The sequence below is a fragment of the Euryhalocaulis caribicus genome, from assembly GCF_000412185.1.
GTDB classification, from domain to species: Bacteria; Pseudomonadota; Alphaproteobacteria; order Caulobacterales; family Maricaulaceae; genus Euryhalocaulis; species Euryhalocaulis caribicus.
This window is the reverse complement of sequence record NZ_ASJA01000013.1, coordinates 19084-42426: the sequence shown is the minus strand read 5'-3', so window position 1 is coordinate 42426 and position 23343 is coordinate 19084. Positions and strand designations below refer to the sequence as shown.

The following is a 23343-nucleotide window of genomic DNA, read 5'->3' as shown; positions in this document are numbered from 1 at the left end:
TTCTAGAAATCCAGATCGGCGTAATGCGGCGGGGCGGTCAGGCCGGGGACGCGGTCGGTCAGGAGCGGACGGAAGCACGGGCGCGATTTCAGCTTCACGTACCAGTCCTTCACACCCTCGAAATCATCCCACGGGGCCTCCCCCAGAAAGTCCGTGACGGAGAGGTGCGCGGCGACGCAAAGATCGGCCAGGGACATTTTCGGACCCGAGAGCCAGTCCCGCTGTTCCAGCAGCCAGGCCATGTAATCCATGTGCCAGCGCACCCGCTCGCGGGCGCCGCGCAGCGCCTCCATGTCGGGCGAGCCAAGGCCCGCGGCGCGCTTGACGATTTTTTCCTGCAGGATCACCGCGCCGCATTCGGTGGCGAACTTGCGGTCGAACCACTCGATCAGGCGGCGGGATTCGGCCCGCGCCTCCAGATCGGCCGGGTAGAGCGCGGGATCGGGATGGACTTCCTCCAGATATTCCAGGATGGCGCGGGAGCCGATGACGGGCGTGGCCTCGTCTCGCGTCAGGACCGGGCCAAGCCCGCCCGGATCGACGGCCAGGAATTCCGGCCGCGGATTCCACGGCGTCTCGTCGGCCAGTTTGAAGTCCAGCTTCTTCTCGCCCAGCGCCAGGCGAACCTGACGGCAGAGCGGGTCGAGCGTCCAGTGATGTAACGTGCGCATGGATTCAAGGCTTACACCGGCTTGGCCGCGGTTTTAAGCGCCCTCTTCTGCATCTTCCGGCAGAGCGCGCAGCGTTTCCGGCCCGTGCGGTTCGGCCCGGCCCTTGGGGTCGGCGTGAATCAGCACGTCGGCGGCGGGATATTCCGCCATGATGCGGCGTTCCGCGGCGACGATGATGGCGTGCGCGGCCTCCAGCGACAGGTTCGGGTCCAGATCGGCATGAAACTGGATCTGAACGCCCGGCCCCATGGCGCGGGTTCGCAGCTGATGCACGCCCAGCAGGCGGTCGTCATCGGCCGCCAGCTCCAGAATGCGCGCGCGGTCGGCATCGGGCAGCTCCCGGTCCATCAGTAGGTCCCAGGAGCCCCGGAACACCTCGAACGCCGCCCAGCCGAGCCAGAGCGCCACGGCGAGGCCGGCCAGAGCGTCCGCCCGCTCAAAGCCGGTGAACGCCGCCACGGCGACGCCCGCGATCACCGCCGCGTTCGCCAGAAGGTCGCTCATATAATGCGCCCGGTCGCCGGCCACCGCGACGGAGCCGGTTTTCGCGACGGCCCGCGCCTGTGCCCGGACAAGGACGGTGGTAAGCAGGATGGAAATGACCATGACGCCCAGCGCCACGCCGGACCGCTGTATCGGTTCAGGGTCAATCAGGCGCACCACGCCCTCCCGCGCCACCAGCGTGGCGGAGATCAGCACCAGCATGGCCTGGAACAGGGAAGCGAACCCTTCCGCCTTGCCGTGACCGAAGCGGTGTTCCGCATCGGGCGGCGTGGCGGCGTAACCGACCGCGAACAGCGTCACCAGAGAGGCGGTGAGGTCCAGCGCCGAATCGGCCAGCGAGGACAGCAGCGCCACGGAATCCGACATCACCCAGGCGACGATTTTCAAAATCGTCAGAACCACCGCGGTCGCCACCGAAAGGCGGGCGACGGTGCGGGTGATCCTGGCGGACTCGGCGGGCGGCAGGCGCCCGGGACCGCCGGCTTGAGCGGCGTCATGCGGCATGATTTCGGGAATAGCAGACGCACCCGCCGATTGCACTTGGCGATAGCGGGCGGTTAAGTGCGGGCCTCACCGGCCGGGCGATTTTTCATGAGTCTTTTTCACCTGATCCTTCTGGCGCTCATTCAGGGGATCACGGAATTTCTGCCGATCTCCTCCTCGGCGCACCTGATACTGCTGCCTGTCCTGATGGACTGGGCCGATCAGGGCGCGCTGATCGACGTGATGGCGCATCTGGGCACGATGTTCGCCGTTCTGGTCTATTTCAGGGGCGATATCGCGCAGGTCGCGGCGGGAAAACTGGCGCTTCTGAAAGGCAAAATGACGCCGGGCGGACGTCTGGCGCTGCTGGTCGGAGCCGCCACGCCGCCGGTTCTGATCGGCGGGGCAATCCTTTTCCTGACCGATTCCACGGGATTCCTTCGCGATCCGCGCCTGATCGCCTGGGCGACCATCGTGTTCGCGCTGGCCCTTTGGGTCGCAGACTCCTTCATGCCGGAGAAACGGGACACGGAATCGCTGACTTTCCGGGACGCGTTTCTGATCGGTCTGGCGCAGGCCGTGGCGCTGATCCCCGGCACGTCGCGCTCCGGCATCACCATGACGGCGGGACGCGCGCTCGGCATGACGCGGCCCGAATCGGCGCGCTTTTCCATGCTGATGTCCATTCCGGTCCTCGCCGCGTTCGGCGTCGTGGCCGGAATCGACCTCTATGTGGAAGGCGCGCAAGCCAGCCTGACGGACGGCCTGATCGTGATGAGCCTGTCCTTCATTTCCGCGCTGGCCGCCATTGCGGTTCTGATGAAGCTGCTGGAGCGGATGAGCTTCCTGCCCTTCGTGATCTATCGCCTGCTTCTGGGGGCGGCCCTGCTTTTCCTTGTGGTCTGATCTTATTTCGGATATTTCCTAATTAAGAAATGATCCGGGGGAGCGGTTATGACGATCTTTCGTAATGGCGTGTGGCTTTTCCTGCTGATCGCTTTTGCGTTCAGCGGCGCCATCGGCGGCGTGATCCATGCGACCGGCGCCATGGAGCGCCAGCTTCTGTTTACCGGCCTGGCCTTTATCTACATGTGCGGCCCTGCCATCGCCGCGCTGGTCTGCGCGGCGCGGTTCGACCGGGGCCGGATGCGTCAGAGCCTTGGCGTCGCCAAGCCGTTCAACCGCGCGCTGGTCTGGGCGTGGCTGATCCCGGTTTCATTGATCCTGGGCGCGCTCGCCATCGACCTGGTCTTTTCGCCCGCCATGTTCGATCCGGGCGCGAATTACCGGGCGCTGCTGGAATCGCAAGGCCAGGACCTGACCGGTTCCCCGGTCGATCCGGTCTCGCTCTACTGGTTCGGAGTCGCGTCCGGCCTGACGCTGGGCGCGTTCCTGAACATGTTCCTGACGCTCTCGGAGGAACTGGGCTGGCGCGGCTGGCTCTGGGACCACTGGCGCGGCCTCGGTTTCTGGCGGTGCAATCTGCTGATCGGGCTGTTCTGGGGCCTCTGGCACGCGCCGCTGATCGCGCAGGGCTATAATTATCCGGAACTGCCCGTCTGGGGGCCGGTGGCGATGACCGCGCTGATGCTGGTGATTTCACCGCTGATCGGCTGGGTGCGGGAGGCCGGGGGAACGGTGTTCCACGCCGGTCTCTTCCACGGAACCCTGAACGCCGGGGCGGGCCTTGGCGTGCTGGCGCTCACGGGGCTGGAATTCCCCTTCAAGGGAACGCTTGGCGTAGGCGGATTCGTTACAGGCCTGGCCCTTTGCGGGATTGTGTTCGCAATCAGGAAGCGCGCCGCGAACGCGCCGCCCGAGACCGGTCAGGCTCTATGAGCTGCGCGGGTCAGGCGCGACTTCGTGGAACTGGCCGCCGTGCCGGTACTGGAACAGATAGGTCGGCAGGATCGATTCGACAGTCGCCATGCGGGTCACGCCCAGGTCCTCAATGGTCCCTACGGCGTCTGAATCCGTCACGACATTGTCGCTCTTCAACAGCTTCACCTGATCGGCGGTGATCGGCGGCTGGATAAAGGGCAGCGCGCCGACGATTCCGCCGGCCACGCCCATCGGTCCGGCCGCGAAGAACGGCACCGGGATCAGGGCGCGTTTGCGGTCGATGACTTTCAGCATCGTCTGCATCAGCTCCTTGAAGCTGTAAACGCGCGGGCCGCCCAGCTCATACAGCTTTCCGGCGGCGTCATCCCGCGTCAGGGCATTGGCGATGGCGGTGGCCACATCGCCGGCATAGACCGGCTGGAATTTCGTCTTGCCGCCGCCGATCAGCGGCAGCGCCGGCGACAGCCGCGACATCGCGGCGAACTTGTTGAAGAAATCATCGTCCGCGCCGAACACGATGGAGGGCCGGACAATCACCGCCTGAGGGAATGCGTCTCTCACGGCCTTCTCGCCCTGAGCCTTGGTGCGGGCATAGCTGGATTCAGATTCCGCGTCCGCGCCGATGGCCGAGACATGGACGAAGCGCTGCACGCCGTCGACTGCTGCGGCCTCCGCAATCATCTGCGCGCCGCGCGACTGGGTTGAAGCGAATTTCTGGCGGCCTTCCTCGAACAATATCCCGACAAGGTTCACGACCCCCCAGGCGCCCTCGACCGCGCGCTCCACCGAGGGGCGGTTGCGCACATTGGCCTGGATCAGCTGGATCTGGCCCGGTTCGCCGGCGACTTTCAGGTCCTGCGCGGAATGCGGATAGCGCACGGCCACGCGCACGCGGAAGCCTTGCTTGCAAAGCTCGCGAACGACATAGCGGCCGACAAAGCCGGACCCGCCAAAGACGGTGATGATTTCAGGGCGCAGGGTCATGGGTCTTCAATCTCCGTGATGCGCGCCGGACCGGCCTGTCTGGCTCAGTCCGCCGCTTCCTCGGGTTTATCCTCCTGGCGCGGCGGACCATAGGTGACAATTACAGCGCCGGGACCGCCGCGCGCAGGCGAATTGGCCCCGATGAAGGCGATGGAATTGTCCGGGCGCCGCTCCATGATGAAATCGGCGTCCGGGCGGTCCTTGCGCAGATCCTCCAGCTTGTATTCCGCGGTCAGCGGCGTGGCGCGGAAACGCCAGCCGCGCCACCAGTCCTGGCTGACCGCATCGAACCCGCGGCCCGGACCGATCAGGGTGCGGCCGCGCGCGGTGAAGGAAATCGCCTTGGCGTCGCGGTCTTCCTTCTCCAGCCCCGAAAGCTGCCACACGCGGTGGCGGCCGAATTCCGGGGCGTATTCCACGCAGATCAGCGAATTATAGGCGTCATTGGGCGTCGAGGCGACCAGATGGCCAAGCTGGGAATGGTCCAGCCGGTGGTCGGCATGTTCCGAGAGCACTTCGCCGAAATAGACTCTCAGCCCCTCCAGCCTCGCCGCGCGCAGGCGGCGCCAGTTGGAATCGGCGATCACCACGGGCACGCCCAGCTCGTGTATCGCCTTGGCCAGACCCAGGCTCCACGGATTGGCCCCGGCGATCAGCACGCCTTCCGGGCCCTTGGTGGCCAGGTTCAGGCGTTGCGCCAGCGGCTTGATGGTAAAGCCGTGCGCCACGACGGTGGCAAACACCATGGCGAAAGCCAGCGGCACGAGCTGTGCCCCCTCCGGCCGCCCCAGCGCCGTCAGCTCAGACGCGAAAAAGCCGGCCACGGCGACGGCCACGATGCCGCGCGGGGCAATCCAGGCGACCAGCGAACGCTCCGCCCAGGTCAGCTTGGTTCCGACGGTGGAGACGAAAACCGTGATCGGACGCACCACGAACATCATCGTGACGACGAACAGCAGGATCGAAAGATCGACCGAGGTGATGACCTCCGGCGTCAGGGACGCCGTCAGGATCACGAACACGCCCGACACCAGTATGACCGCGATGGATTCCTTGAAGCGCCGCATTTCCTCGATGGAGGCAATACGGCTATTGGCGATCATCACGCCGAACACCGTCACCGCCAGCAGCCCGGTTTCATGGGCGATCAGGTCCGCCGTCACGAACACGGCCAGAACCGCGGCCAGCACGACCGGCGCTTTCAGGAATTCCGGCACATGCCCCTTGCGGAAGGCCCAGGCCAGGAGCCAGCCCGCCGCAATGCCCAGCACCGCGCCCGCCACCGCCGACAGCGCGATCCAGGTGGCCGCGTCGACCCAGGTCCGCCCTTCGCTGAGGAAGCGGATCACCTCATAGACCAGCACGGCCAGAAGCGCGCCAATGGGATCGTTGACGATCCCTTCCCAGCGCAGCACCGCGCCGCTGCGCCCGGCCAGCTTGGACTGGCGCAGCAGGGGAATGATCACTGTCGGCCCGGTTACAACCATCAGGCCGCCGAACAGGAAGGCGATGTCCCAGGGCAGCCCGGCGACATAGTGGGAGGCCAGCGCCCCCAGCAGGCCGCCCACAGGCGCGCCGACAAAAATCAGCCGCCGCACGGCCTGTCCCGCGCCCCTGAGCTCCGTAAAGTTCAGGTTCAGTCCGCCCTCGAACAGGATGATGCCCACCGCGATAGCGATGGTGGGCCGCAACAGGGCGCCAAAATCAGCTTCCGGGTTGATCAGCGGCTCGCCGGCCGCCATCGCCCAGAACGGGCCTACAATGAGGCCTGCCACGCTCATCAGAACAATCGCGGGCCAGTTGGTGCGCCATGCAAGCCATTGGGATCCAATGCCAAGCGCGCCGATCAGTGCGATCTTGGCGGGCAGCAGGGCGGCGGCGGTTTCGATAGCCATATAGTTGAAGGGTTGTAACGCGGCGCGGCGCGGCGGCAAGAGACGATGTTAGGCGCTGGACGCGATTTCCGGCTCAGTAGTCGCTTACTGGCGCGGTGGCGTGATCGGGGTCGGGCCGGTCGGCGTCCTCATCAGGCTGTTCATCGCCGATGCGCACCATCTCGAACCCCATTCCGCCGCCGCCATAATGGCCTTCCTCGTAGAGGCGGATGCGTTCCTCGTACCAGTTCAGGATGTGCTGATAGAGATGCTCGAAGAAGTCGCTGAGATCGGCGTCGGCCTCTCCGGCGTGGAATTCATAGGCCCCGCCATCCTTGATCCGCACCACCAGCTCCTCGCCCTCCTTGGCGCAGGACAGGCCCACGCGCAGGAAATCCGCGTGGTCCGACACCCGCACGGCCAGCCCGAAACCGATGGGACCGAGCGGCAGGAAGCCCCGCCCTGAAACCGTGAAGGCCCGCCCGCCATAATCGCGCGGCTGGAACGGCCCCTGCGGCGGCACCAGGAATACGCAGGGCGGGTTATTGGGGTGCAGATAGGCGCACATCTCCCGCGCAATCCGCTCGGCCAGCGCGCGGATATGGGCGTAATTTTCAAGGCTCAGCGCCGCATAGCGCGACGCCGTGTCCTTCAGCGTGTGGTGGCGTGTGTGATCTGCGCTCATGCCCGCGACCATCGCCGCGCCGCGAGGGCGCGTCAAACCCCCAATCGCGGCTGGCGGGGCTCTGCGCCGCGTATCGAAACCGACATAAAGATCAGGCTAGGATGGCGGCATGACCGGATTACTATTCGCCATCCTCGCAGGCGCGCTTATGACTTCCCCAGACTCCGCTCCCGGATGGAACACGCTGACCGGCGAGCGGCCGGTGATTATCGCCCATCGCGGCGCCAGCGGAGAGCGGCCCGAACACACCCTTGCCGCCTACAGCCTCGCCATCGAGCAGGGCGCGGACTTCATCGAGCCCGATCTGGTCATGACCAGGGACGGCGTCCTGATCGTCCGTCACGACCGCTATCTTTCCACCACCACGGATGTCTCCGCCCATCCGGAGTTTGCAGACCGCCGGGTGGAAAAGGAGGGCCGCCAGGACTGGTGGGCGGAGGATTTCACGCTGGAAGAAATAAAGACCCTGCGCGCCGTTCAGCCGCGCGAGGGACGCGCCAAGGATTATGACGGCCAGTTCGAAATCCCGTCGTTCGAGGAAGTGCTGGCCCTGCGCGCCAGGGCTTCTGAAGAGGCGGGGCGGATCATTGGCGTCTATCCCGAAACCAAGCACCCGGCCGCGCTGGCGGCCCTTGGCCTCGACCCGGCGCCCGAGCTTGCCCGCATTCTGAAGGCCCATGGTCTGGACGGCGCGGACGCGCCGGTTTTCGTGCAAAGTTTCGAGCCGGAATCGCTTGTGCGGCTGGACGCCATGATAGAAGCGCCGCTGATCCAGCTGGTCTTCCCGAAAAGCGAGATGGACCCGGCCCTGCCTTTCGAGAGCAGCGTCGCGCTGGAGCAGATTCCCGCCTATGCGGACGGGGTCGGCCCGAACAAGTTTCTGGTGATTGACCGGGCGGGCAATGACACCGGCTTTGTCGCGCGAGCCCATGCGCTGGGCCTTGCGGTCCACCCCTGGACCTTCCGCGATGATGATCCGCCGCCCGACGGCCTGACCGGAGAGGCGGAAATCCGCCGCGCGCTGGAGATTGGCGTCGATGGCGTCTTTACCGATTTCCCGGCCACGGGCGCCGCGGCGCGCGACCGGTAACCGGCGGCAGGAGCGGGCGCGGATTCTTTCTTATTCAATGTCGCGCGCCCCAATACCGCGCTATATCGTCCGGGAAATTGCAGGGAGCCGGGCATGGCCGATGAAGAAGAAACGGAACGGGCCGCCGGCGGCGGCATGAAGCGCGCGGGCCTGAACATAGGCGGCTTCCTGGCCGGCGCGGTCATGGGCTGGCTGTTGTTCGACAGCCTGATATTTGCGCTGCTTTTCGGCCTTATCCTGGGCGCGGCGGCCGAAACCGCGCAACGCGCCGGGGACAAGAGCGGCTAGAATCCGCTCTGCGTCAGAACCCGGTTCGCGATGTCGATGGCGACGCTCGTCAGCCAGACAAGAATGCCGATGGTCCAGCGAACCGGGCCGACTTCATGGGTCCGGTAGTCTGCATTGACGCCCCGGTCCCAGGCGGTGTCGCCGCGGTCCGACAGCGCCATATAGCCGAAAATCATCGCGATGATGGAAACCAGCGGGATTCCGAGGCCAAGGCCCTGCGCCCAGGCGCGGGCGCTTCGCAGCAGACTTTTGGGAAAAGAAAGCCGCCCGCCGGAACGGTCCATGACGCGAATGCCCAGCAAGGCCTTGCCCGGCGTCGAACCGGTCGCGCTGATCAGGGTCGCCTCGCCCAGCAGAAACAGAATGAAGAAAAGGATGACCGAGGCGATCATGAACGGAATCGAGGCGAGCTGGAGCAGATATTGCTCCGCCCGGGCCGGATTCAACGATGACAGGACGAAGAAAAAGACGAACGACGCGCCGCTAACCAGAACGAAAAAGACGAAAGACGTCAGCGCCAGATCGGTCATCTTCGCCAGCCAGCGCGCCCAGGGCCGCGCATCGGGCGCCGGGGCCGGCTGTTCAGCGGGTTCGGCGGACGGGTCCGCCGTGGCGATATCGCCCTGGTTTTCTTGTTCGGCCACCAGCCCCCCTCTGGCCCGGCCGGTCTGAACAGGCGGCGCTAGACCGCCCGTTCCGCCAGCTTGCGCTTGATGCCGGAGATTGCTTCCGCCGGATTGAGGCCCTTCGGACAGACCTGCGCGCAGTTCATGATGGTGTGACAGCGATACAGCCGGAACGGATCTTCCAGCGCGTCCAGACGCTCGCCCGTCATCTCGTCGCGCGAGTCCTCGATCCAGCGATAGGCCTGCAGCAGGGCCGCCGGGCCGAAGAATTTCTCCGAATTCCACCAGTAGGACGGGCACCCCGTGGAGCAGCAGGCGCAGAGAATACACTCATACATGCCGTCCAGCTTGTCGCGGTCTTCCTGGCTCTGCTTCCATTCCTTCTGCGGTTCGGCGGTGACCGTCTGCAGGTACGGCTCGATAGCCGCGTATTGCGCGTAGAAATTGGAAAGATCGGTCACCAGGTCCTTGATGACCGGCTGGTGGGGCAGCGGGGAAATCTGGATGGCGCCGCCGCCGACCTCGTCCCAGCCCTTGGTGCAGGCCAGCGTGTTGCGGCCATTGATGTTGAAGGCGCAGGACCCGCACACCCCTTCCCGGCAGGAGCGGCGGAAGGAAAGCGTGGAATCCACGTTGTCCTTGATCCACAGCATGGCGTCCAGAATCATCGGGCGCAGCTCGTCGGTGGGCACGACATATTCGTCCCAGCGCGGATTATCGTCGGCGTCCGAATCGTAGCGGTAGATCTTGAAGGTGCGCGTATCCTTCGCCCCGTTGGAGGCGTCGTAGCGCTTGCCCTTCTTGAGCTTGGAGTTCCGGGGGAGAGTGAGCTCAACCATTAATAGCTCCGCGCCTTGGGCTCGATGTAGGAAATTTCGTTGGTCATCGTGAAGGAATGGACCGGCCGGTAGGAGAGATCGACCGAGCCGTCCTCCCGCACATAGGCGATGGTGTGGTTCATCCAGTTCGCGTCATCGCGGTCCGGATAATCCTCGCGCGCATGCGCGCCGCGGCTTTCCTTGCGGGCCACCGCGCCATTGGCCGTGGCCGCCGCATTGATGATCAGGTTTTCGTATTCCAGCGCCTCGACCAGGTCGGTATTCCAGATCATCGAGCGGTCGGTGATCTTGATGTCGGCGCTGTCCTTGTAGATCTGCGCAATCTGCTCGGCGCCTTCAGCCATGACCTCTTCGGTGCGATAGACCGCGACATGGTTCTGCATGGATTTCTGCATGCGGCTGCGCAGTTCGGCCGTGGTGGTCGAACCGTTTGCGTTCCGCACGCGGTCGAAGCGCTCCAGATGCTTGTCGGTGATCTCTTTCGGCAGTTCGCGGTGCGTGGCTCCGCGCTCCACGGTTTCTGCGCAACGCTCGCCCGCCGCCTTGCCGAACACGACCAGGTCGATGAGGGAGTTGGAGCCCAGCCGATTGGCGCCGTGGACCGAGACGCAGGCCGCCTCGCCCACCGCCATCAGGCCGGGCACGGTCGCGTCCGGCTCGGCCTCGGTCGGTTTCAGCACTTCGCCATGATAATTGGTCGGGATGCCGCCCATATTGTAGTGCACGGTCGGCAGGACCGGGATCGGCTCCTTGGTCACGTCCACGCCCGCAAACACGCGCGCGCTTTCCGAAATGCCGGGCAGGCGCTTGTGAATGATGTCGGGGTCCAGGTGCGACAGGTTCAGGTGGATATGGTCGGCGTCCTTGCCGACGCCCCGGCCCTCGCGGATTTCCATCGTCATGGCGCGCGAGACCACGTCGCGCGAGGCGAGGTCTTTCGCGTTCGGCGCATAACGCTCCATGAAGCGTTCGCCTTCCGAATTGGTCAGGAAACCGCCTTCGCCGCGCACGCCCTCGGTGATCAGCACGCCGGCGCCATAGATGCCGGTGGGGTGGAATTGCACGAACTCCATGTCCTGCAGCGGCAGGCCGGCGCGCGCCGCCATGCCGTTGCCGTCGCCCGTGCAGATATGCGCCGAGGTGCAGGAGAAATAGGAGCGGCCATAGCCGCCCGTCGCCAGCACCACCTGATGGGCGCGGAAACGGTGCAGCGTGCCGTCGTCCAGATTCCACATCGTGACGCCGCGGCAGGCTCCGTCCTCGTCCATGATCAGGTCCAGCGCGATGCATTCGATGAAGAAATCGACATCGTGCTTCAGCGACTGGCCATACATGGTGTGCAGCATGGCGTGGCCGGTGCGGTCGGCCGCCGCGCAGGTGCGCTGCACCGAGTCGCCGCCGTAATTCTTGGTCATGCCGCCAAAGGCGCGCTGATAGATCTTGCCTTCCTCGGTGCGGGAGAAGGGCACGCCCCAGTGCTCCAGCTCGTACACCGCTTCCGGCGCATGGCGGCAGAGATATTCGATGGAGTCCTGGTCGCCCAGCCAGTCCGACCCCTTCACGGTGTCGTACATGTGCCAGCGCCAGTCATCCTCGCCCATATTGCCGAGGCTGGCCGCGATGCCGCCTTGCGCCGCCACGGTGTGCGAGCGCGTCGGGAAAACCTTGGTCAGGCACGCCGTTTTCAGGCCCGCCTGCGCCGCGCCGACCGCCGCGCGGAGGCCCGAGCCCCCGGCGCCGACAACGACGACGTCATATTCGTGATCGATCCAGTCGTAAGCAGCCATCTGGCGCTTAACCTCCGAAAGAAAGCTTCAGGATGGACACCGTAACCGCGACCCAGAGCGCGGCGGTGAAGAACGTGTTGGCCAGCAGCAGGACAATCCGCGTTCCCTGCCGGGCGATATAGTCGTCGATGACGTCCTGCGCCCCCAGCCGGCCATGATACAGCGCCGCGGTAAAGAACAGGATGGTGACGATCGCGCCCCAGCCGGTGGAGAGCATATCGGTCACGCCGCCCGGTCCGGACGCGGCCGCCGTCAGGACGAAAATCAATGTCAGCGGCGACAGGATGGCCAGCGCCACGGCGCTTGCGCGCTGGCCGATGAAATGGCCCGGGCCTTCGCCCGCCGCGCCGTCGCGGCGCACGCGCGCCAGCGGTGTCGAGAAATCTTTCGCCATCGGTCTACAGCGCCCCCGACGCGATCAGGAACCAGACAAAGGCGGCGATGCCGACGCCAAATCCGGTGATGATGTTGAACAGCGAGATCTTGCTGGCGAGGGACGGGGTGAACCCCTTCCCGGAATCCCAGAACAGATAGCGGATGCCGTTGAAGAAGTGGAAGGCGATGGAAACCAGCGCGCCGAAGATCAGCAGATAGGCGATGACCGCTTCCCAGCCGCTCAGAAGGGCGGTGAAATCGGCGTCGCCGCTCCACGCCGCATAGGTGATCCACAGCGCCAGCGCGCTGACCCAGACATAGTTCACGATGCCGGTGGCGCGGTGCAGGATCGATGTCGCCATCGTCGGATGCCACCGCCAGATCTGAAGGTGCGGGGACAGGGGTCGGGAGTCGGCCCGGTCAGACGCCATATCGTTGTAGCCCCTCATGACAGAAAAATATGAGCGTGCGTTCTAATTTTGCGCGGAAGGGTAGGCTGAGCGCCTAGCGTGTCAATGCGCTTCCCGCCACACCCCTGCCATTGCGAGCGTTTCGCAAGTTTCAGCGCCATTTATGTGAACTTCAATTCTCATAAAAATCCGCCTCGTCAGCGCCTTGGCCGCGCCCTATCTTCCCGTGGGAACGACAGAAGGACCGGCACTATGGCTTCCAGCAACACCCGCGCCGTGGTTATCACCGGCGCCTCCACCGGAATCGGACATGCCTGCGCGAAAGTGCTCGCCGAATCCGGCTTTCACGTCTTCGCGGGCGTCCGGAAGGACGAGGATGCGCAAAAGCTGACCGATGAGTTCGGCGGGGCCGTCACGCCCTTGATGATGGACGTCACCCGGCCGGACCAGCTGGACGCCGCCGCCCGGACGGTCCGCAACTGGCTGGACGGACGCACGCTGGCGGGGCTGGTGAACAATGCGGGTATCGCGGTGGCCGGTCCGCTGCTTCACATTGATCCGGAGGAAGTGGAGCAGCAATTCCAGGTCAATCTGCTGGGCGTGCTGCGCGCCACGCAGGCTTTCGCGCCGCTTCTGGGCGCGGACAAGACCTTGACGGGCGCGCCGGGGCGGATCGTCATGATGTCCTCGGTCGGCGGCAAGATGGGCATGCCCTTTGTCGGCCCCTACGCCGCCTCCAAACACGCGCTGGAGGGGCTTTCCAAATCGCTCCGCAAGGAGCTGGCGCTCTATGATATCGGGGTAGTGATCATCGGCCCCGGCGCTGTGGCCACGCCGATCTGGGACAAGGCGGACGATATCGACATCGATAAATACCGCGACACGGACTATGTGCCCGCCATGAAAAACGTCCTGAACTGGATGAAGACGCGCGGCCCCAACGGGCTGAAACCCGAAGTCATCGGCGAGAAAGTGAAACACGCCATCACGGCGGACAAGCCGCGCCTGCGCTACGCCCTCGTGCCGCAGCGTTTGCAGAACTGGACCATCCCCCGCTTGCTGCCGGAGCGGATGGTCGACAAGATAACCGTCAAACAAGTCGGATTGCGGCCCGAGGATCTGGAGCGCTGATCGCGCGTCCCCGGCCCGCTCACATCAAGAACGGGATGGGGAGTTCCATGACACGATTTTTCCGCGCGGCGCTGGCCGCGTTTGCAATGCTGGCCCTGACCGCGCCCACAGCGCTTGCGGCCCCGGTCGACGACCTCCACGCGCTGTTTGACGAAGTCGAGGCCTTCGACGTTTCCGAGAACCCGCTTGAGGCCGGCCGCAAGGGCGATATCGAGGCGCTGGGCCGGATGCCCGCCGTCACGCCTGAAGCCGAAGCGCGCCGCGCGGACGCCAATGAGGCGTTTCTCGAACAGCTTGAGGCCATCGACCGCGCCGCCCTGCCCGAGGGCGAGCGCCTGAATTACGATCTGATGGAGTGGATGCTGGAGCGCCGCATCATGCTGGCCGGTTACGACACCGACCGCATTCCCTTCGTCAATGATTCGGGTTTCCACACCATGCTCAGCGGCATGGCCCGCCAGACCCGGCTGAACACCGCCGAAGAGGCCGAGGCGTGGATTTCCCGTCTGAACGACTATCCGCGCTACATGGACGAGAACATCGCCAATCTGGAGCGCGCGATCGAGACGGGCTGGGTTCAGCCGCGCATGATTGCCGAGCGGGTTCTGGAAAACGCCGAGGCGCAAGTGCCGGCGGAGGACGCCGCCGAAAGCGCCTTCTATCTGCCGCTCACCAAAATGCCGGATACGATTCCGGCGGAGCGTCAGGAAGCCCTGAAACAGCAGGCTGTGCTGGCGATCAATGAATCGGTTCGCCCGGCCACGATCCAGCTGGTCGAGTTTCTTGAAAACGAGTATCTGCCCGCCAGCCGCGAAAGCCTGGGCGCCCGCGAGATGCCGGGCGGCGAAGAGTATTACCCGGCGCTGGTCGAGTATTTCACCACCACCGACCTGACCCCCGAGGAAATCCACCAGATCGGCCTTTCCGAGGTCGAACGCATCCGCGGCGAAATGGACGCGGTGATCGCGGAGACCGGGTTCGAGGGCACGTTCGCCGAATTCCTGAACTATCTGCGCACCGATGAGCAATTCTACGCCGAGACGCCCAAGGAGCTTCTGGAGTTCGCCTCCTATTACGCCAAGAAGGCAGACGACCAGCTTCCGGCCTTCTTCAAGACATTGCCGCGCAATTCCTATGGCGTGCGCCCGGTGCCCGAGGACATCGCCCCGAATTATACGACGGGACGCTACTGGGGCGGGGATTACGAGAACGGCGTGGCCGGCGGCTATATGGTGAACACCTATAACCTGCCGCAGCGACCGCTCTACAACATCCCGGCGCTGACCCTGCACGAGGCCGTGCCCGGCCATCACCTTCAGATCGCGCTCAGCAATGAGCTGGAGGGCCTGCCGGAATTCCGCAAAGGGCTCTACCCCACCGCGTTCGGCGAGGGCTGGGGCCTTTACTCGGAGAAGCTGGGCGTCGAGATGGGCATCTACGAGACGCCTTACGAGCATTTCGGGCGTCTGTCCTACGAGATGTGGCGCGCCTGCCGCCTGGTCGTGGACACCGGCATCCACTGGTATGGCTGGACGCGGGACGAGGCCGAGGCCTGCTTCCTGGAGAACTCGGCGCTGGCCGAGCACAATATCCGCACCGAGGTCGACCGCTATATCTCATGGCCCGGCCAGGCGCTGGCCTACAAGATCGGCGAGCTGAAACTGTGGGAGCTGCGCGCGCGCGCCGAAGACGCGCTGGGCGCGGATTTCGACGTCCGCGAATTCCACGACGCCGTCCTGGTCGAAGGCGGCCTGCCGCTGGACCTTCTGGACGAAAAGATCGACCGCTGGATCGCGGCGCAGCAAGCCGGCGACGACGAAGGCTAGCCGCCTAGACCGGATATCCCACCACGCCGCCATCGACGCGCAGTCCCGCGCCGGTGGTGGCGCTGGCGGCCGGGGAGCAGACATAGCCGACCATGTTGGCGACTTCCTGAACCTCGGCCATGCGGTCGATGATGGAGGTCGGGCGGTTTTCGCGCACAAAGCGCACGCCCGCCTCATCGACGCTTTCGCCGTCCTTCCTCTGACCTTCCATCATGTCGATCACGCCTTCCGACTTGGTCGGTCCGGGCAGGACGGAATTCACCGTCACGCCGGTGCCGCGCAGCGTCTGGGCCAGGCCGCGCGCCACGGCCAGCTGGGCGGTCTTGGTCATGCCGTACTGCACCATCTCGGTCGGGATGTTCAGGGCGGATTCGGATGAAATGAACACGATCCGGCCCCAGCCCTTTTCCTTCATGCCCGGCGCATAGGCGCGTGACAGGCGCACGCCGCTCATCACGTTCACATCGAACGCGCCGGTCCAGTCATCATCGTCCAGATCGAAGAACGGTTTGGGATCGAAGAAGCCGACATTATTGACCAGAATATCGACTTCCGGCGCCGCTTTCAGCACTGCTTCCACGCCCGCCGCCGTACTGCAATCAGCCGCCACGCCGAACACTTCCGCGTTCTCGTCCGCGTCGCGCAGTTCGTTCACCGCGGTATCGACGCTGGCCTGGGTGCGGCCATTGATCATCACCGCCGCGCCCTGACGCGCCAGCTGCGCGGCAATGGCCCGGCCAATGCCCTTGGTCGAGCCGGAAACAAAGGCGGTCTTGCCGGATAGATCGATATTCATTCGGGATGTCTCCATGGGAAGTCTGCCGCGTTAGATTGGACGCTTCTTCACAGGGTCAAGACGGGCGGCTGACGCGGCGCGGGAGGGGCGGCGCCGCGCCAGCCGGCGCCCTAGAGGCGGAAGCCCCCGTCGATATCAATCGCGGCGCCCGTGATGTAGCCGGCGTCCGGACCCGCCACGAAGGCCGTCAGATCGGCGATGTCCTTCGTCTCGCCATAGCGCCCCAGCGCGGTCAGCTGTTTCATCGGTCCGGCGAACTCGCCTTCGGCCGGGTTCATATCCGTATCGATCGGCCCGGGCTGGATCACGTTGACCGTCACGCCTCTGGGGCCGAAGTCACGGGCCCAGCCGCGCGTGAGGGCCTGCACCGCCGCCTTGCTCATTCCATAAAGCGACATGCCGGCCAAAGGCGTCGTATCGGCGTTTACGCTGCCGATCGTGATGATGCGGCCCTTGTCGCTGATCAGGCCGGAGGCCTCCTGAACGGCGGCGAAAACCGCCCGTACATTCACATCAACCATGCGGTCGAAATCTTCCACGCCGAGATCGGAAATTACGCCCATCTCGAAAATCCCCGCATTGTTCACCAGGATGTCCAGACCGCCCAGTTCTTGCGCGGCCTGCCGGACGGCCGCCTGCACGGCGTCGGGATCGCTGGAGTCGGCCTTGATCGGCAGGGCCTTTCTGCCAAGGGCGCGGATTGCATCGGCGACCTTCTCGGCCGCGGCGTCGGATCTGGCGTAAGTGATCGCGACATCCGCGCCGTCTTCGGCGAGGCGATGGGCGATTGCGGCCCCGATGCCGCGGCTGCCGCCCGTGACCAGCGCCGATTTTCCTTCGAGGGGGAGAGCCATTTCAAAATTCCTTGTCTGACGCCGTCTGATTGCGGCGAACGCGTCCCCATATGGGAGCCTATTCCCATTGTTCAAGAATATTGAACTATTGAAATTTACGAGTGAAAGGTCGATCTATCTTCCTGTTATGAGAAGCCTCCATCATCCCGCCGCGGGCGCAATCACGCTGGAGGGCGTGCTGCATGCGCTGAGCGATCCTGCGCGTCTTCAGATCGTGAGGAATCTGGATGAGTCCTGCCCGCGCACATGCGGGGAGGCGGGCTGCCCCTCACTGCCGCGCTCAACCCTGTCGCATCATTTCCGCATTTTGCGGGAGGCCGGACTGGTGCGGAGCGAACGCGACGGCGTTAGCATGCGCAACACGTTGCGACGCGACGAACTGGACAAACGATTTCCCGGCCTTCTGGCCGCGGTCCTGTCGCAGGATTGCGGTAGCGAGGCTGACTAGGCGGCCGCCTTGCGGAGCGCCGTTATGCGCGCCTCCAGCACCGCAGGTTCATACGGCTCCGCGGCGCCATGACCCCAGACAGGGCCGGGCCAGGCGGCGTCGCCCTCCCGCCGGCCGATCACATGGACATGAAGCTGGCGCACGATATTGCCCAGCGCCCCGGTATTGATCTTGTCGACTTGAGTGGCGGCGCGGATCGCCGCGCCCACGGCCACCGCCTCCTCCATCAGCGCCGCGCGGTCCTCTGCTGACAGGTCATCCAGCTCCGTCAGTTTTTCCAGGCGGGGGACCAGCACGCACCAGACATAGCGCGCATCGTTCTGCAGCCGCAGCTGGCTGAGCGCCAGATCGGCGACGAAGACCGAGTCGGCCTCAAGCCGCGGATCCAGCGTGAAGCCGCTCATTGCGGCTCGTCCAGAAGATCGTCGGTAATGGGCAACAACTCCTCTCCCAGAAATTCCTCCGTCGCTTCGCGCATCTCCGGGAAACCGTCTTTCGAATGATCCACCTTGCCCGAGCAGGCCTGCCGCGTTTCCTCGTCCGGCCAGCGGGCATAGGAGACATAGACGCCGTCTTCGTTCCTGTGCAGCCGCGCGCCATAGGAGCCGCAATGTTTGTGGATGGCCCGCGTGCCCTCCACCCAGCCCTGGCGGAACTGCTCCTCCATGCCGGGTTTGACGGTCCAGCGATACAAGACGGCAATGGTCATCGGGCGCCTCTTCGGCTAACGGGTGGGATGTCCAGCATAGGAGTCCCCATGCCCGCCGATCAAACGCTATCCCGCTGCGCCTGGGTCCCGGAAAACGACGCCCTCTATTGCGCCTATCACGATACCGAATGGGGCGTGCCCGAATATGATTCCCGCGCGCTTTGGGAAAAACTGATCCTGGACGGCATGCAGGCGGGCCTCGCCTGGATCACTATCCTGCGAAAGCGCGAAACCATCCGCGCCGCCTTCGATCAGTTCGATCCGGAGGCCATCGCCCGCTATGGCGAGGAGGACATCGCCCGCATCCTTTCCGACCCCGGCGTCATCCGGTCGAAAGCCAAGACCGCCGCCGCCATCGGCAATGCGCAGGCCTTTCTGGATATGCGCGAGGCGGGCGAGGACTTTTCGGAGTTTCTCTGGACCTATGCCGGCGGAAAACCGCTACAGACCGATTTTCCGTCCAGCGGCCAGGTTCCCGCGAAAACGCCGCTGAGCGAACAGATCGCCAAGGACCTCAAGAAACGCGGCTTCAAGTTTTGCGGGCCGGTCATTGTTTACGCCTTTATGCAGGCGGTCGGCATGGTCAATGACCACACCACCGATTGCCACCGTCACGCGCCGGTAAAAGCGATGGGCGGCGGCGCCTGATTCCTGCCCGATTCAGGTCACGAAATGGCCTCCAGCCGCGCAGGAACTGTTGCTCTCCCGCCTCGTTTTCTGACCCGTCTCCGCAAGACACGAACAACAAGAATGCCGCGGGGACGAGGATGGAAAAAGGAGGCTTTGATAGCCATGAAGAACGCTCTGATCATTTCCGCCGCCGCCCTGTTTGCGGGTTCCGCCGCTCTGGCCGGCAATATCGACTTCACCGCCGTCGACACGAATGGCGACAACCAGCTGACGCTGGACGAGGTGCAGGCCGAGAAGCCGGAAGTCACCCAGGAAGACTTCGACGCCTATGACGCGGATGCCGACGGCTTCCTGTCGGAGGACGAATTCGACACCTGGAAGGAAGAGAAGAAGCGCGCCGACGACATGTCGGACTCCGGCTCCATGGAAGAGCCCGAGGCTGACGACACCTACTAGAGCGTCACGCCTTTCCAATCGGGAAAACCCCGGCGCGCCCGCGCCGGGGGTTTTTCTATGCACAATCAAGTTGATAGGTCAGAAAAATTTGGACCGCCCCGGTTTCGCCCAATTTTAGACTTGAAAGCGACACCTCAATTTGCGCTATTCATCCCGCTTGGGGAGCAAGACTAAATAACAAGCCGCGCCTGACGCCCCCGCTCGGCGCTTTTCGCGTATGGGAGGAAACAACCAACATGAAGAAGACCCTGATCATCACCACAGCCGCCCTTTTCGCCGCGTCCGCCGCCATGGCCGGCAACCCCGGCGACAAGGAAGACAAGTTCGCCGCCGCCGACACTGACGGCAACGGCGCCCTGTCCTGGGAAGAAGTTGCGGCCGCCAAGGAAGACGCAACCGAAGCCGATTTCGCTGAAGCCGACACCGATGGCAGCGGCGACCTCAGCAAGGATGAAGTCGACGCCTGGCACGCCGCGCATGACGCGGAAAAGATGGATGATGGCATGGAAGACCATGACATGTCCGACGACAGCGAAGCCGAATAAGCCTCGCTTTCGCGTAAACAGACCTTGCAGAGAAACCCCGGCGCGCCGCGCCGGGGTTTTTCATGTCCGATATTCGTCTTTCAACAGGCCATAGATCAGGCTGTCGCGCAGTCCGATATGGGTCTTCCACGCCTGCCGCAGCCGCCCTTCCAGCCGAAACCCCAGCCGCACGACCACGCCGATCGAGGCCGCATTGTCCGGATCGATATCGGCGAAGACCCGGTGCAGCCCCATCTCCGCGAAACCGTACGCCAGAACGGCCTGCGCGGCTTCGCCCGCATAGCCGCGGCCCCAGCGGTCCCGGCGCAGGATAAATCCGATCTCGGCCACGCCCGGCCGCTCACTGCCCAGCGTTACCCAGCCCAGCGCCTCGCCTCCATCCTCGGTAATTGCCCAGGTGGCGTAAGGCTCCCCGGCCGCGTTCTCGGCCGCATAGGCCAGCGTCTGCTCCACTGTTTCATGCGGGCCGCCTGACCAGTATTTCATCACCCCGGGATCGGAGAAGGCGGCATGCAGGGCGGCGCCGTCCTCGCCCGCCAGAGGGCGCAGCGTCAGGCGGTCTGTGGCAAGGGCGGGCAGAGAGGCCATGGCGGGAACCGTTCCGGGCGATGCGCCGTTCTTCTGGCGCGTCACTCTACTAGCCCCGGAACACGCAATCGCGCCAGCCATGAGCCAGAACAAACTCAAGACCTATCTCGAAAAACGCGATTTCCGCAAAACGCCCGAGCCCGACGGCTCGAAGGCGAAATCCTCCGACCGCCCGGTCTTCGTGATCCAGAAGCACGCGGCCTCCAGCCTGCATTACGATTTCCGGCTGGAGATTGACGGCGTTCTGGTCAGCTGGGCCGTGCCCAAAGGCCCCTCCATGGACCCCGGCGACAAGCGCCTGGCCGTGCGGACCGAGGATCACCCGCTCGACTACAAGGATTTCGAGGGCGTGATCCCGGAAGACGAATATGGCGGCGGCACGGTCATGGTCTGGGATGGCGGCCCCTATAGAAACCTGATGTCGGACAAGGACGAGCCGCTCTCGATGGAGGAGTCGCTCGCCAAGGGCCATGTCGAGGTGTGGCTGGAGGGGGAGAAGCTGACCGGCGGCTGGGCGCTGATCCACGCCAAGCTGGGCGGGGAGAGAAAAACTGGCTGCTGGCCAAGATCGGCGATGACGAGGCTGACGCCCGCCGCAACCCGGTGAGCACGGAGACCAAATCTGCCCTCACGGGGCGCACGATGAAACAGATTGCGGACGAGGAAGGCGAATGAGCGATCCGCTCGCCGATCTTTCCGGGGAGGACCGGGAGAAGGTCCGCGATCAGGCCTTCCCGGACTGGGTGGACCCGCAGCTCGCCGTGCTGACCGACGAGTATTTCTCCGACGAGAACTGGATTTATGAGCGCAAGCTGGACGGGGTGCGGCTGCTCGCCTTCCGCAAGGACGGCAAGGTGAGGCTCTATAGCCGCAACAAGAACCGCAATGACGATACCTATCCCGAGATCGCCGAGGCGCTGGAAGGCGGCCCGGACCTGATCATCGATGGCGAGGTCGTGACGTTCGACGGCGACGTCACCAGCTTCTCGAAGCTGCAGGACCGCATGGGCATCCATGACGCCGAACGGGCGAAAGCTTCCGGCGTGCCGGTCTTCTTCTACGCCTTCGACATACTGCATTTCGGCGGGTCCGATGTGTCCCGCCTGCCCCTGCGCGCCCGCAAATCCGTGCTGCGCGGCGCGTTGAAATTCAAAGACCCGATCCGCTTCACCGAGCACAGGAACGAGGACGGCGAAACTTTCCTCCGTGAGGCCTGCCGAAAGGGGTGGGAAGGCCTGATCGCCAAGAAGGCGAACGCCCCCTATCGCTTCAAGCGCTCCAAGGACTGGCTGAAATTCAAGTGCGACAAGGGCCAGGAGCTGGTCATCGGCGGCTATAGCGAGCCGGAAGGCTCGCGCATTGGCTTCGGCGCGCTTCTTCTCGGCTATTACGAAGACGGCGATCTGAAATATGCCGGCCGCGTCGGCACCGGTTTCGACGATCAGTTCCTGGAGGAATTTGGCGCGAAGCTGAAAAGCGCGGAACGCAAGACGTCGCCCTTCGCCGATCCGCCGGACGGCAAGAACGTGCACTGGGTGCAGCCCAAATTCGTCGGCGAGGTGGGTTTCACTGAATGGACCGGCTCGGGAAAATTACGTCATCCGCGCTTTCTGGGACTGCGCGACGACAAGGATCCAAAATCGGTGGTCCGGGAGCGCCCGAAATGAGCAAGAGTCAGACGGTGAAGGTCGGCAATCACGAGGTGGAAATTTCCAGCCTCGACAAGGTGCTGTTCCCGGACGAGGGCGTCACCAAGGGCGATGTCATCGAATATTATTCCGATATCGCGGACCTCGCCCTGCCCTATCTCGAGGACCGCGCCCTCACCTTCAAACGCTATCCCGACGGGCTGAAAGGCGAGGGCTTCTACCAGAAACACGCCCCCGACTACGCGCCGGACTGGATCAAGCGCGTCGATTTCGACAAGCGGGAGGGCGGGTCCATGACCCAGCTTTCCGCCCATGCCGAGGCCGACCTTGTCTGGATGGCGAACAATGCCGGCATACTGGTCATCCACGCCCCGCTCGCCCGCACCGACAAGCCCGACCACCCGGACGTCATGGTCTTCGATCTCGACCCGTCCGAGGATTATTCCGACACGGTGCGCAAGGTGGCGCTGGAGCTGAAAGGGATCCTGGAGGAGCGGGGCCTCAAATCCTTCGTGAAGACCACCGGCTCGCGCGGCTTCCATATCTGCGTGCCGTTGCGCCGCGACCATGATTTCCAGGAGATGCGGGACGAGTCCCGCCGCATCGCCAAGGAACTGGAAGAACACTGCCCGGACGCCACCACCACTCAGCACCGCAAGAACAAGCGCGGCGGCAAGATCTTCATCGACACCTACCGCAACGCCTACGGCCAGACCCGCGTCGCCCCCTATTCGCTGCGCGCCAGGGACGGCGCCCCCATCGCCTGCCCGCTCGACTGGGACGAACTGACATCCAGCGACATCCACCCTCAGCAATACACCATAAAAAATATCCGCCAGAGGCTCGGCCAGAAGACCGACCCCTGGGCGGATTTTCTAAAAACTCACAATCGTCTGAAGCTGACGGGCTAGGCCTCGTCGCTGCGCCCGTGATAGCGCGCGGCGGCCTTGTCCTTCGGATCGAGCTTGTCCTCGTCCATATATTCCTCCTGCTCGGAGAAATTGCGGTCTTCCTTGGGCTTTTCGTCGGACTTGGTGACACGCGTCGCGCCAGCCGGGCGCTCGAATGCACGCTTCTCCTCGTCACGCGAGCCGATATCGCGGTTCATCTCGCCACCGGCGCGGCCGCCTTGGCCCGCAGGAGGCTGGTCCGCCAGATCAATATCGCTGTGAAGCTGTTCTTCACGCGTCGTCGGCTGCTGATAGCGAAGGTCTTTTTTCGGCTGTTTCGCCTGACCGGCCATGGGGTTCATC

The 23343-nt window shown here is 64.4% G+C and carries 29 protein-coding genes; 13 read left to right on the top strand and 16 right to left on the bottom strand.

Features of this window, described 5'->3' with window-relative positions; translation table 11 throughout:
• Positions 1–2 precede the first annotated feature (2 nt).
• Both fzlA and L338_RS11265 read right to left on the bottom strand, forming a co-directional pair.
• The gene (fzlA, locus tag L338_RS11270; RefSeq protein WP_022698491.1) at positions 3–671 is read right to left on the bottom strand and encodes an FtsZ-binding protein FzlA; all 669 of its coding nucleotides are present in this window, start codon (positions 669–671) and stop codon (positions 3–5) included.
• Positions 672–704: 33 nt separating this feature from the next.
• On the bottom strand, positions 705–1679 hold the full coding sequence (locus L338_RS11265) for a cation diffusion facilitator family transporter (RefSeq protein WP_022698490.1): 975 nt from the start codon (positions 1677–1679) through the stop codon (positions 705–707).
• 87 nt (positions 1680–1766) lie between these two features.
• Here L338_RS11265 and L338_RS11260 point away from each other — a divergent pair, with 87 nt between their 5' ends.
• Together L338_RS11260 and L338_RS11255 are read left to right on the top strand one after the other, a co-directional pair.
• A complete protein-coding gene (locus L338_RS11260) occupies positions 1767–2564 on the top strand; it encodes an undecaprenyl-diphosphate phosphatase (RefSeq protein ID WP_022698489.1) in 798 nt (265 codons plus the stop codon).
• 48 nt (positions 2565–2612) lie between these two features.
• Positions 2613–3497: a CPBP family intramembrane glutamic endopeptidase gene (locus L338_RS11255; RefSeq protein ID WP_022698488.1), complete on the top strand. Its 885-nt coding sequence runs from the start codon at positions 2613–2615 to the stop codon at positions 3495–3497.
• Here the strand turns inward: L338_RS11255 and L338_RS11250 are convergent.
• From L338_RS11250 to L338_RS11240, 3 genes are all read right to left on the bottom strand, one after another.
• A complete protein-coding gene (locus L338_RS11250) occupies positions 3492–4484 on the bottom strand; it encodes a complex I NDUFA9 subunit family protein (protein WP_022698487.1) in 993 nt (330 codons plus the stop codon). The two genes, L338_RS11255 and L338_RS11250, sit on opposite strands and share 6 nt — an antisense overlap.
• Before the next feature lie 44 nt (positions 4485–4528).
• A complete protein-coding gene (locus L338_RS11245; protein ID WP_022698486.1) occupies positions 4529–6379 on the bottom strand; it encodes a cation:proton antiporter in 1851 nt (616 codons plus the stop codon).
• A gap of 73 nt (positions 6380–6452) precedes the next feature.
• Entirely contained in the window at positions 6453–7043 is a 591-nt protein-coding gene (locus L338_RS11240) for a hypothetical protein (protein WP_152485881.1), read from the bottom strand.
• Between the two features lie 109 nt (positions 7044–7152).
• Between L338_RS11240 and L338_RS11235 the strand changes: the two genes are divergently transcribed.
• Together L338_RS11235 and L338_RS11230 are read left to right on the top strand one after the other, a co-directional pair.
• On the top strand, positions 7153–8133 hold the full coding sequence (locus L338_RS11235; protein WP_081639598.1) for a glycerophosphodiester phosphodiesterase family protein: 981 nt from the start codon (positions 7153–7155) through the stop codon (positions 8131–8133).
• Positions 8134–8226: 93 nt separating this feature from the next.
• The gene (locus tag L338_RS11230) at positions 8227–8421 is read left to right on the top strand and encodes a hypothetical protein (protein WP_022698483.1); all 195 of its coding nucleotides are present in this window, start codon (positions 8227–8229) and stop codon (positions 8419–8421) included.
• Here L338_RS11230 and L338_RS16635 read toward each other — a convergent pair.
• The 5 genes from L338_RS16635 to sdhC are packed head-to-tail and all read right to left on the bottom strand — an operon-like array spanning position 8418 to position 12410.
• The gene (locus L338_RS16635; protein ID WP_022698482.1) at positions 8418–9065 is read right to left on the bottom strand and encodes an RDD family protein; all 648 of its coding nucleotides are present in this window, start codon (positions 9063–9065) and stop codon (positions 8418–8420) included. The genes L338_RS11230 and L338_RS16635 overlap by 4 nt on opposite strands.
• 38 nt (positions 9066–9103) lie before the next feature.
• Positions 9104–9886 carry a succinate dehydrogenase iron-sulfur subunit gene (locus L338_RS11220; RefSeq protein WP_022698481.1) on the bottom strand — a complete coding sequence of 261 codons (783 nt, stop codon included), beginning with the start codon at positions 9884–9886 and terminating at the stop codon, positions 9104–9106.
• Positions 9886–11673 carry a succinate dehydrogenase flavoprotein subunit gene (gene sdhA, locus L338_RS11215; RefSeq protein WP_022698480.1) on the bottom strand — a complete coding sequence of 596 codons (1788 nt, stop codon included), beginning with the start codon at positions 11671–11673 and terminating at the stop codon, positions 9886–9888. The genes L338_RS11220 and sdhA overlap by 1 nt, the downstream gene beginning before the upstream one ends.
• Before the next feature lie 7 nt (positions 11674–11680).
• A complete protein-coding gene (sdhD, locus tag L338_RS11210) occupies positions 11681–12067 on the bottom strand; it encodes a succinate dehydrogenase, hydrophobic membrane anchor protein (RefSeq protein WP_022698479.1) in 387 nt (128 codons plus the stop codon).
• Positions 12068–12071: 4 nt separating this feature from the next.
• The gene (sdhC, locus tag L338_RS11205; protein WP_241762261.1) at positions 12072–12410 is read right to left on the bottom strand and encodes a succinate dehydrogenase, cytochrome b556 subunit; all 339 of its coding nucleotides are present in this window, start codon (positions 12408–12410) and stop codon (positions 12072–12074) included.
• A 300-nt stretch (positions 12411–12710) separates the two neighbouring features.
• Here sdhC and L338_RS11200 point away from each other — a divergent pair, with 300 nt between their 5' ends.
• Positions 12711–13589, top strand: a complete 879-nt coding sequence (locus tag L338_RS11200) for an SDR family oxidoreductase (protein ID WP_022698477.1) — start codon at positions 12711–12713, stop codon at positions 13587–13589.
• A 47-nt stretch (positions 13590–13636) separates the two neighbouring features.
• Positions 13637–15415: a DUF885 domain-containing protein gene (locus L338_RS11195; protein ID WP_022698476.1), complete on the top strand. Its 1779-nt coding sequence runs from the start codon at positions 13637–13639 to the stop codon at positions 15413–15415.
• Between the two features lie 4 nt (positions 15416–15419).
• On the opposite strand, the gene L338_RS11190 is transcribed toward L338_RS11195, so the two are convergent.
• Positions 15420–16211, bottom strand: a complete 792-nt coding sequence (locus L338_RS11190) for an SDR family NAD(P)-dependent oxidoreductase (protein WP_022698475.1) — start codon at positions 16209–16211, stop codon at positions 15420–15422.
• 110 nt (positions 16212–16321) lie between these two features.
• Positions 16322–17065 (bottom strand): 3-oxoacyl-ACP reductase family protein, encoded by a 744-nt coding sequence (locus L338_RS11185; RefSeq protein WP_022698474.1) that lies wholly within the window; start codon positions 17063–17065, stop codon positions 16322–16324.
• 67 nt (positions 17066–17132) lie between these two features.
• Between L338_RS11185 and L338_RS11180 the strand changes: the two genes are divergently transcribed.
• Entirely contained in the window at positions 17133–17513 is a 381-nt protein-coding gene (locus tag L338_RS11180; RefSeq protein WP_206740831.1) for an ArsR/SmtB family transcription factor, read from the top strand.
• Here the strand turns inward: L338_RS11180 and L338_RS11175 are convergent.
• Both L338_RS11175 and L338_RS11170 read right to left on the bottom strand, forming a co-directional pair.
• Entirely contained in the window at positions 17510–17917 is a 408-nt protein-coding gene (locus L338_RS11175; RefSeq protein WP_022698472.1) for an HIT domain-containing protein, read from the bottom strand. The genes L338_RS11180 and L338_RS11175 overlap by 4 nt on opposite strands.
• The gene (locus L338_RS11170) at positions 17914–18222 is read right to left on the bottom strand and encodes a putative quinol monooxygenase (RefSeq protein WP_022698471.1); all 309 of its coding nucleotides are present in this window, start codon (positions 18220–18222) and stop codon (positions 17914–17916) included. The genes L338_RS11175 and L338_RS11170 overlap by 4 nt, the downstream gene beginning before the upstream one ends.
• A gap of 48 nt (positions 18223–18270) precedes the next feature.
• Between L338_RS11170 and L338_RS11165 the strand changes: the two genes are divergently transcribed.
• The 3 genes from L338_RS11165 to L338_RS16630 all read left to right on the top strand — a co-directional run bounded on the left by L338_RS11165 (position 18271) and on the right by L338_RS16630 (position 19853).
• Complete coding sequence (locus L338_RS11165) at positions 18271–18870, top strand: DNA-3-methyladenine glycosylase I (protein ID WP_022698470.1); 600 nt, start codon at positions 18271–18273, stop codon at positions 18868–18870.
• Positions 18871–19014: 144 nt separating this feature from the next.
• Complete coding sequence (locus L338_RS11160; RefSeq protein ID WP_022698469.1) at positions 19015–19308, top strand: calcium-binding protein; 294 nt, start codon at positions 19015–19017, stop codon at positions 19306–19308.
• A gap of 236 nt (positions 19309–19544) precedes the next feature.
• Positions 19545–19853 carry an EF-hand domain-containing protein gene (locus L338_RS16630; RefSeq protein WP_022698468.1) on the top strand — a complete coding sequence of 103 codons (309 nt, stop codon included), beginning with the start codon at positions 19545–19547 and terminating at the stop codon, positions 19851–19853.
• 60 nt (positions 19854–19913) lie between these two features.
• Here L338_RS16630 and L338_RS11150 read toward each other — a convergent pair whose 3' ends face one another.
• Positions 19914–20441 (bottom strand): GNAT family N-acetyltransferase, encoded by a 528-nt coding sequence (locus L338_RS11150; RefSeq protein ID WP_022698467.1) that lies wholly within the window; start codon positions 20439–20441, stop codon positions 19914–19916.
• Between L338_RS11150 and L338_RS11145 the strand changes: the two genes are divergently transcribed.
• From L338_RS11145 to ligD (L338_RS11135), 3 genes are all read left to right on the top strand, one after another.
• Positions 20440–21048: a DNA polymerase ligase N-terminal domain-containing protein gene (locus L338_RS11145; RefSeq protein WP_206740830.1), complete on the top strand. Its 609-nt coding sequence runs from the start codon at positions 20440–20442 to the stop codon at positions 21046–21048. The genes L338_RS11150 and L338_RS11145 overlap by 2 nt on opposite strands.
• 64 nt (positions 21049–21112) lie before the next feature.
• Positions 21113–22108 carry a non-homologous end-joining DNA ligase gene (gene ligD, locus L338_RS11140; protein WP_022698466.1) on the top strand — a complete coding sequence of 332 codons (996 nt, stop codon included), beginning with the start codon at positions 21113–21115 and terminating at the stop codon, positions 22106–22108.
• Positions 22105–23001 (top strand): non-homologous end-joining DNA ligase, encoded by an 897-nt coding sequence (ligD, locus tag L338_RS11135; protein WP_022698465.1) that lies wholly within the window; start codon positions 22105–22107, stop codon positions 22999–23001. The genes ligD (L338_RS11140) and ligD (L338_RS11135) overlap by 4 nt, the downstream gene beginning before the upstream one ends.
• On the opposite strand, the gene L338_RS17700 is transcribed toward ligD (L338_RS11135), so the two are convergent.
• Positions 22998–23333, bottom strand: coding sequence for a hypothetical protein (locus tag L338_RS17700; protein ID WP_022698464.1), 336 nt, complete (start codon positions 23331–23333; stop codon positions 22998–23000). The two genes, ligD (L338_RS11135) and L338_RS17700, sit on opposite strands and share 4 nt — an antisense overlap.
• Between the last annotated feature and the right edge of the window lie 10 nt (positions 23334–23343).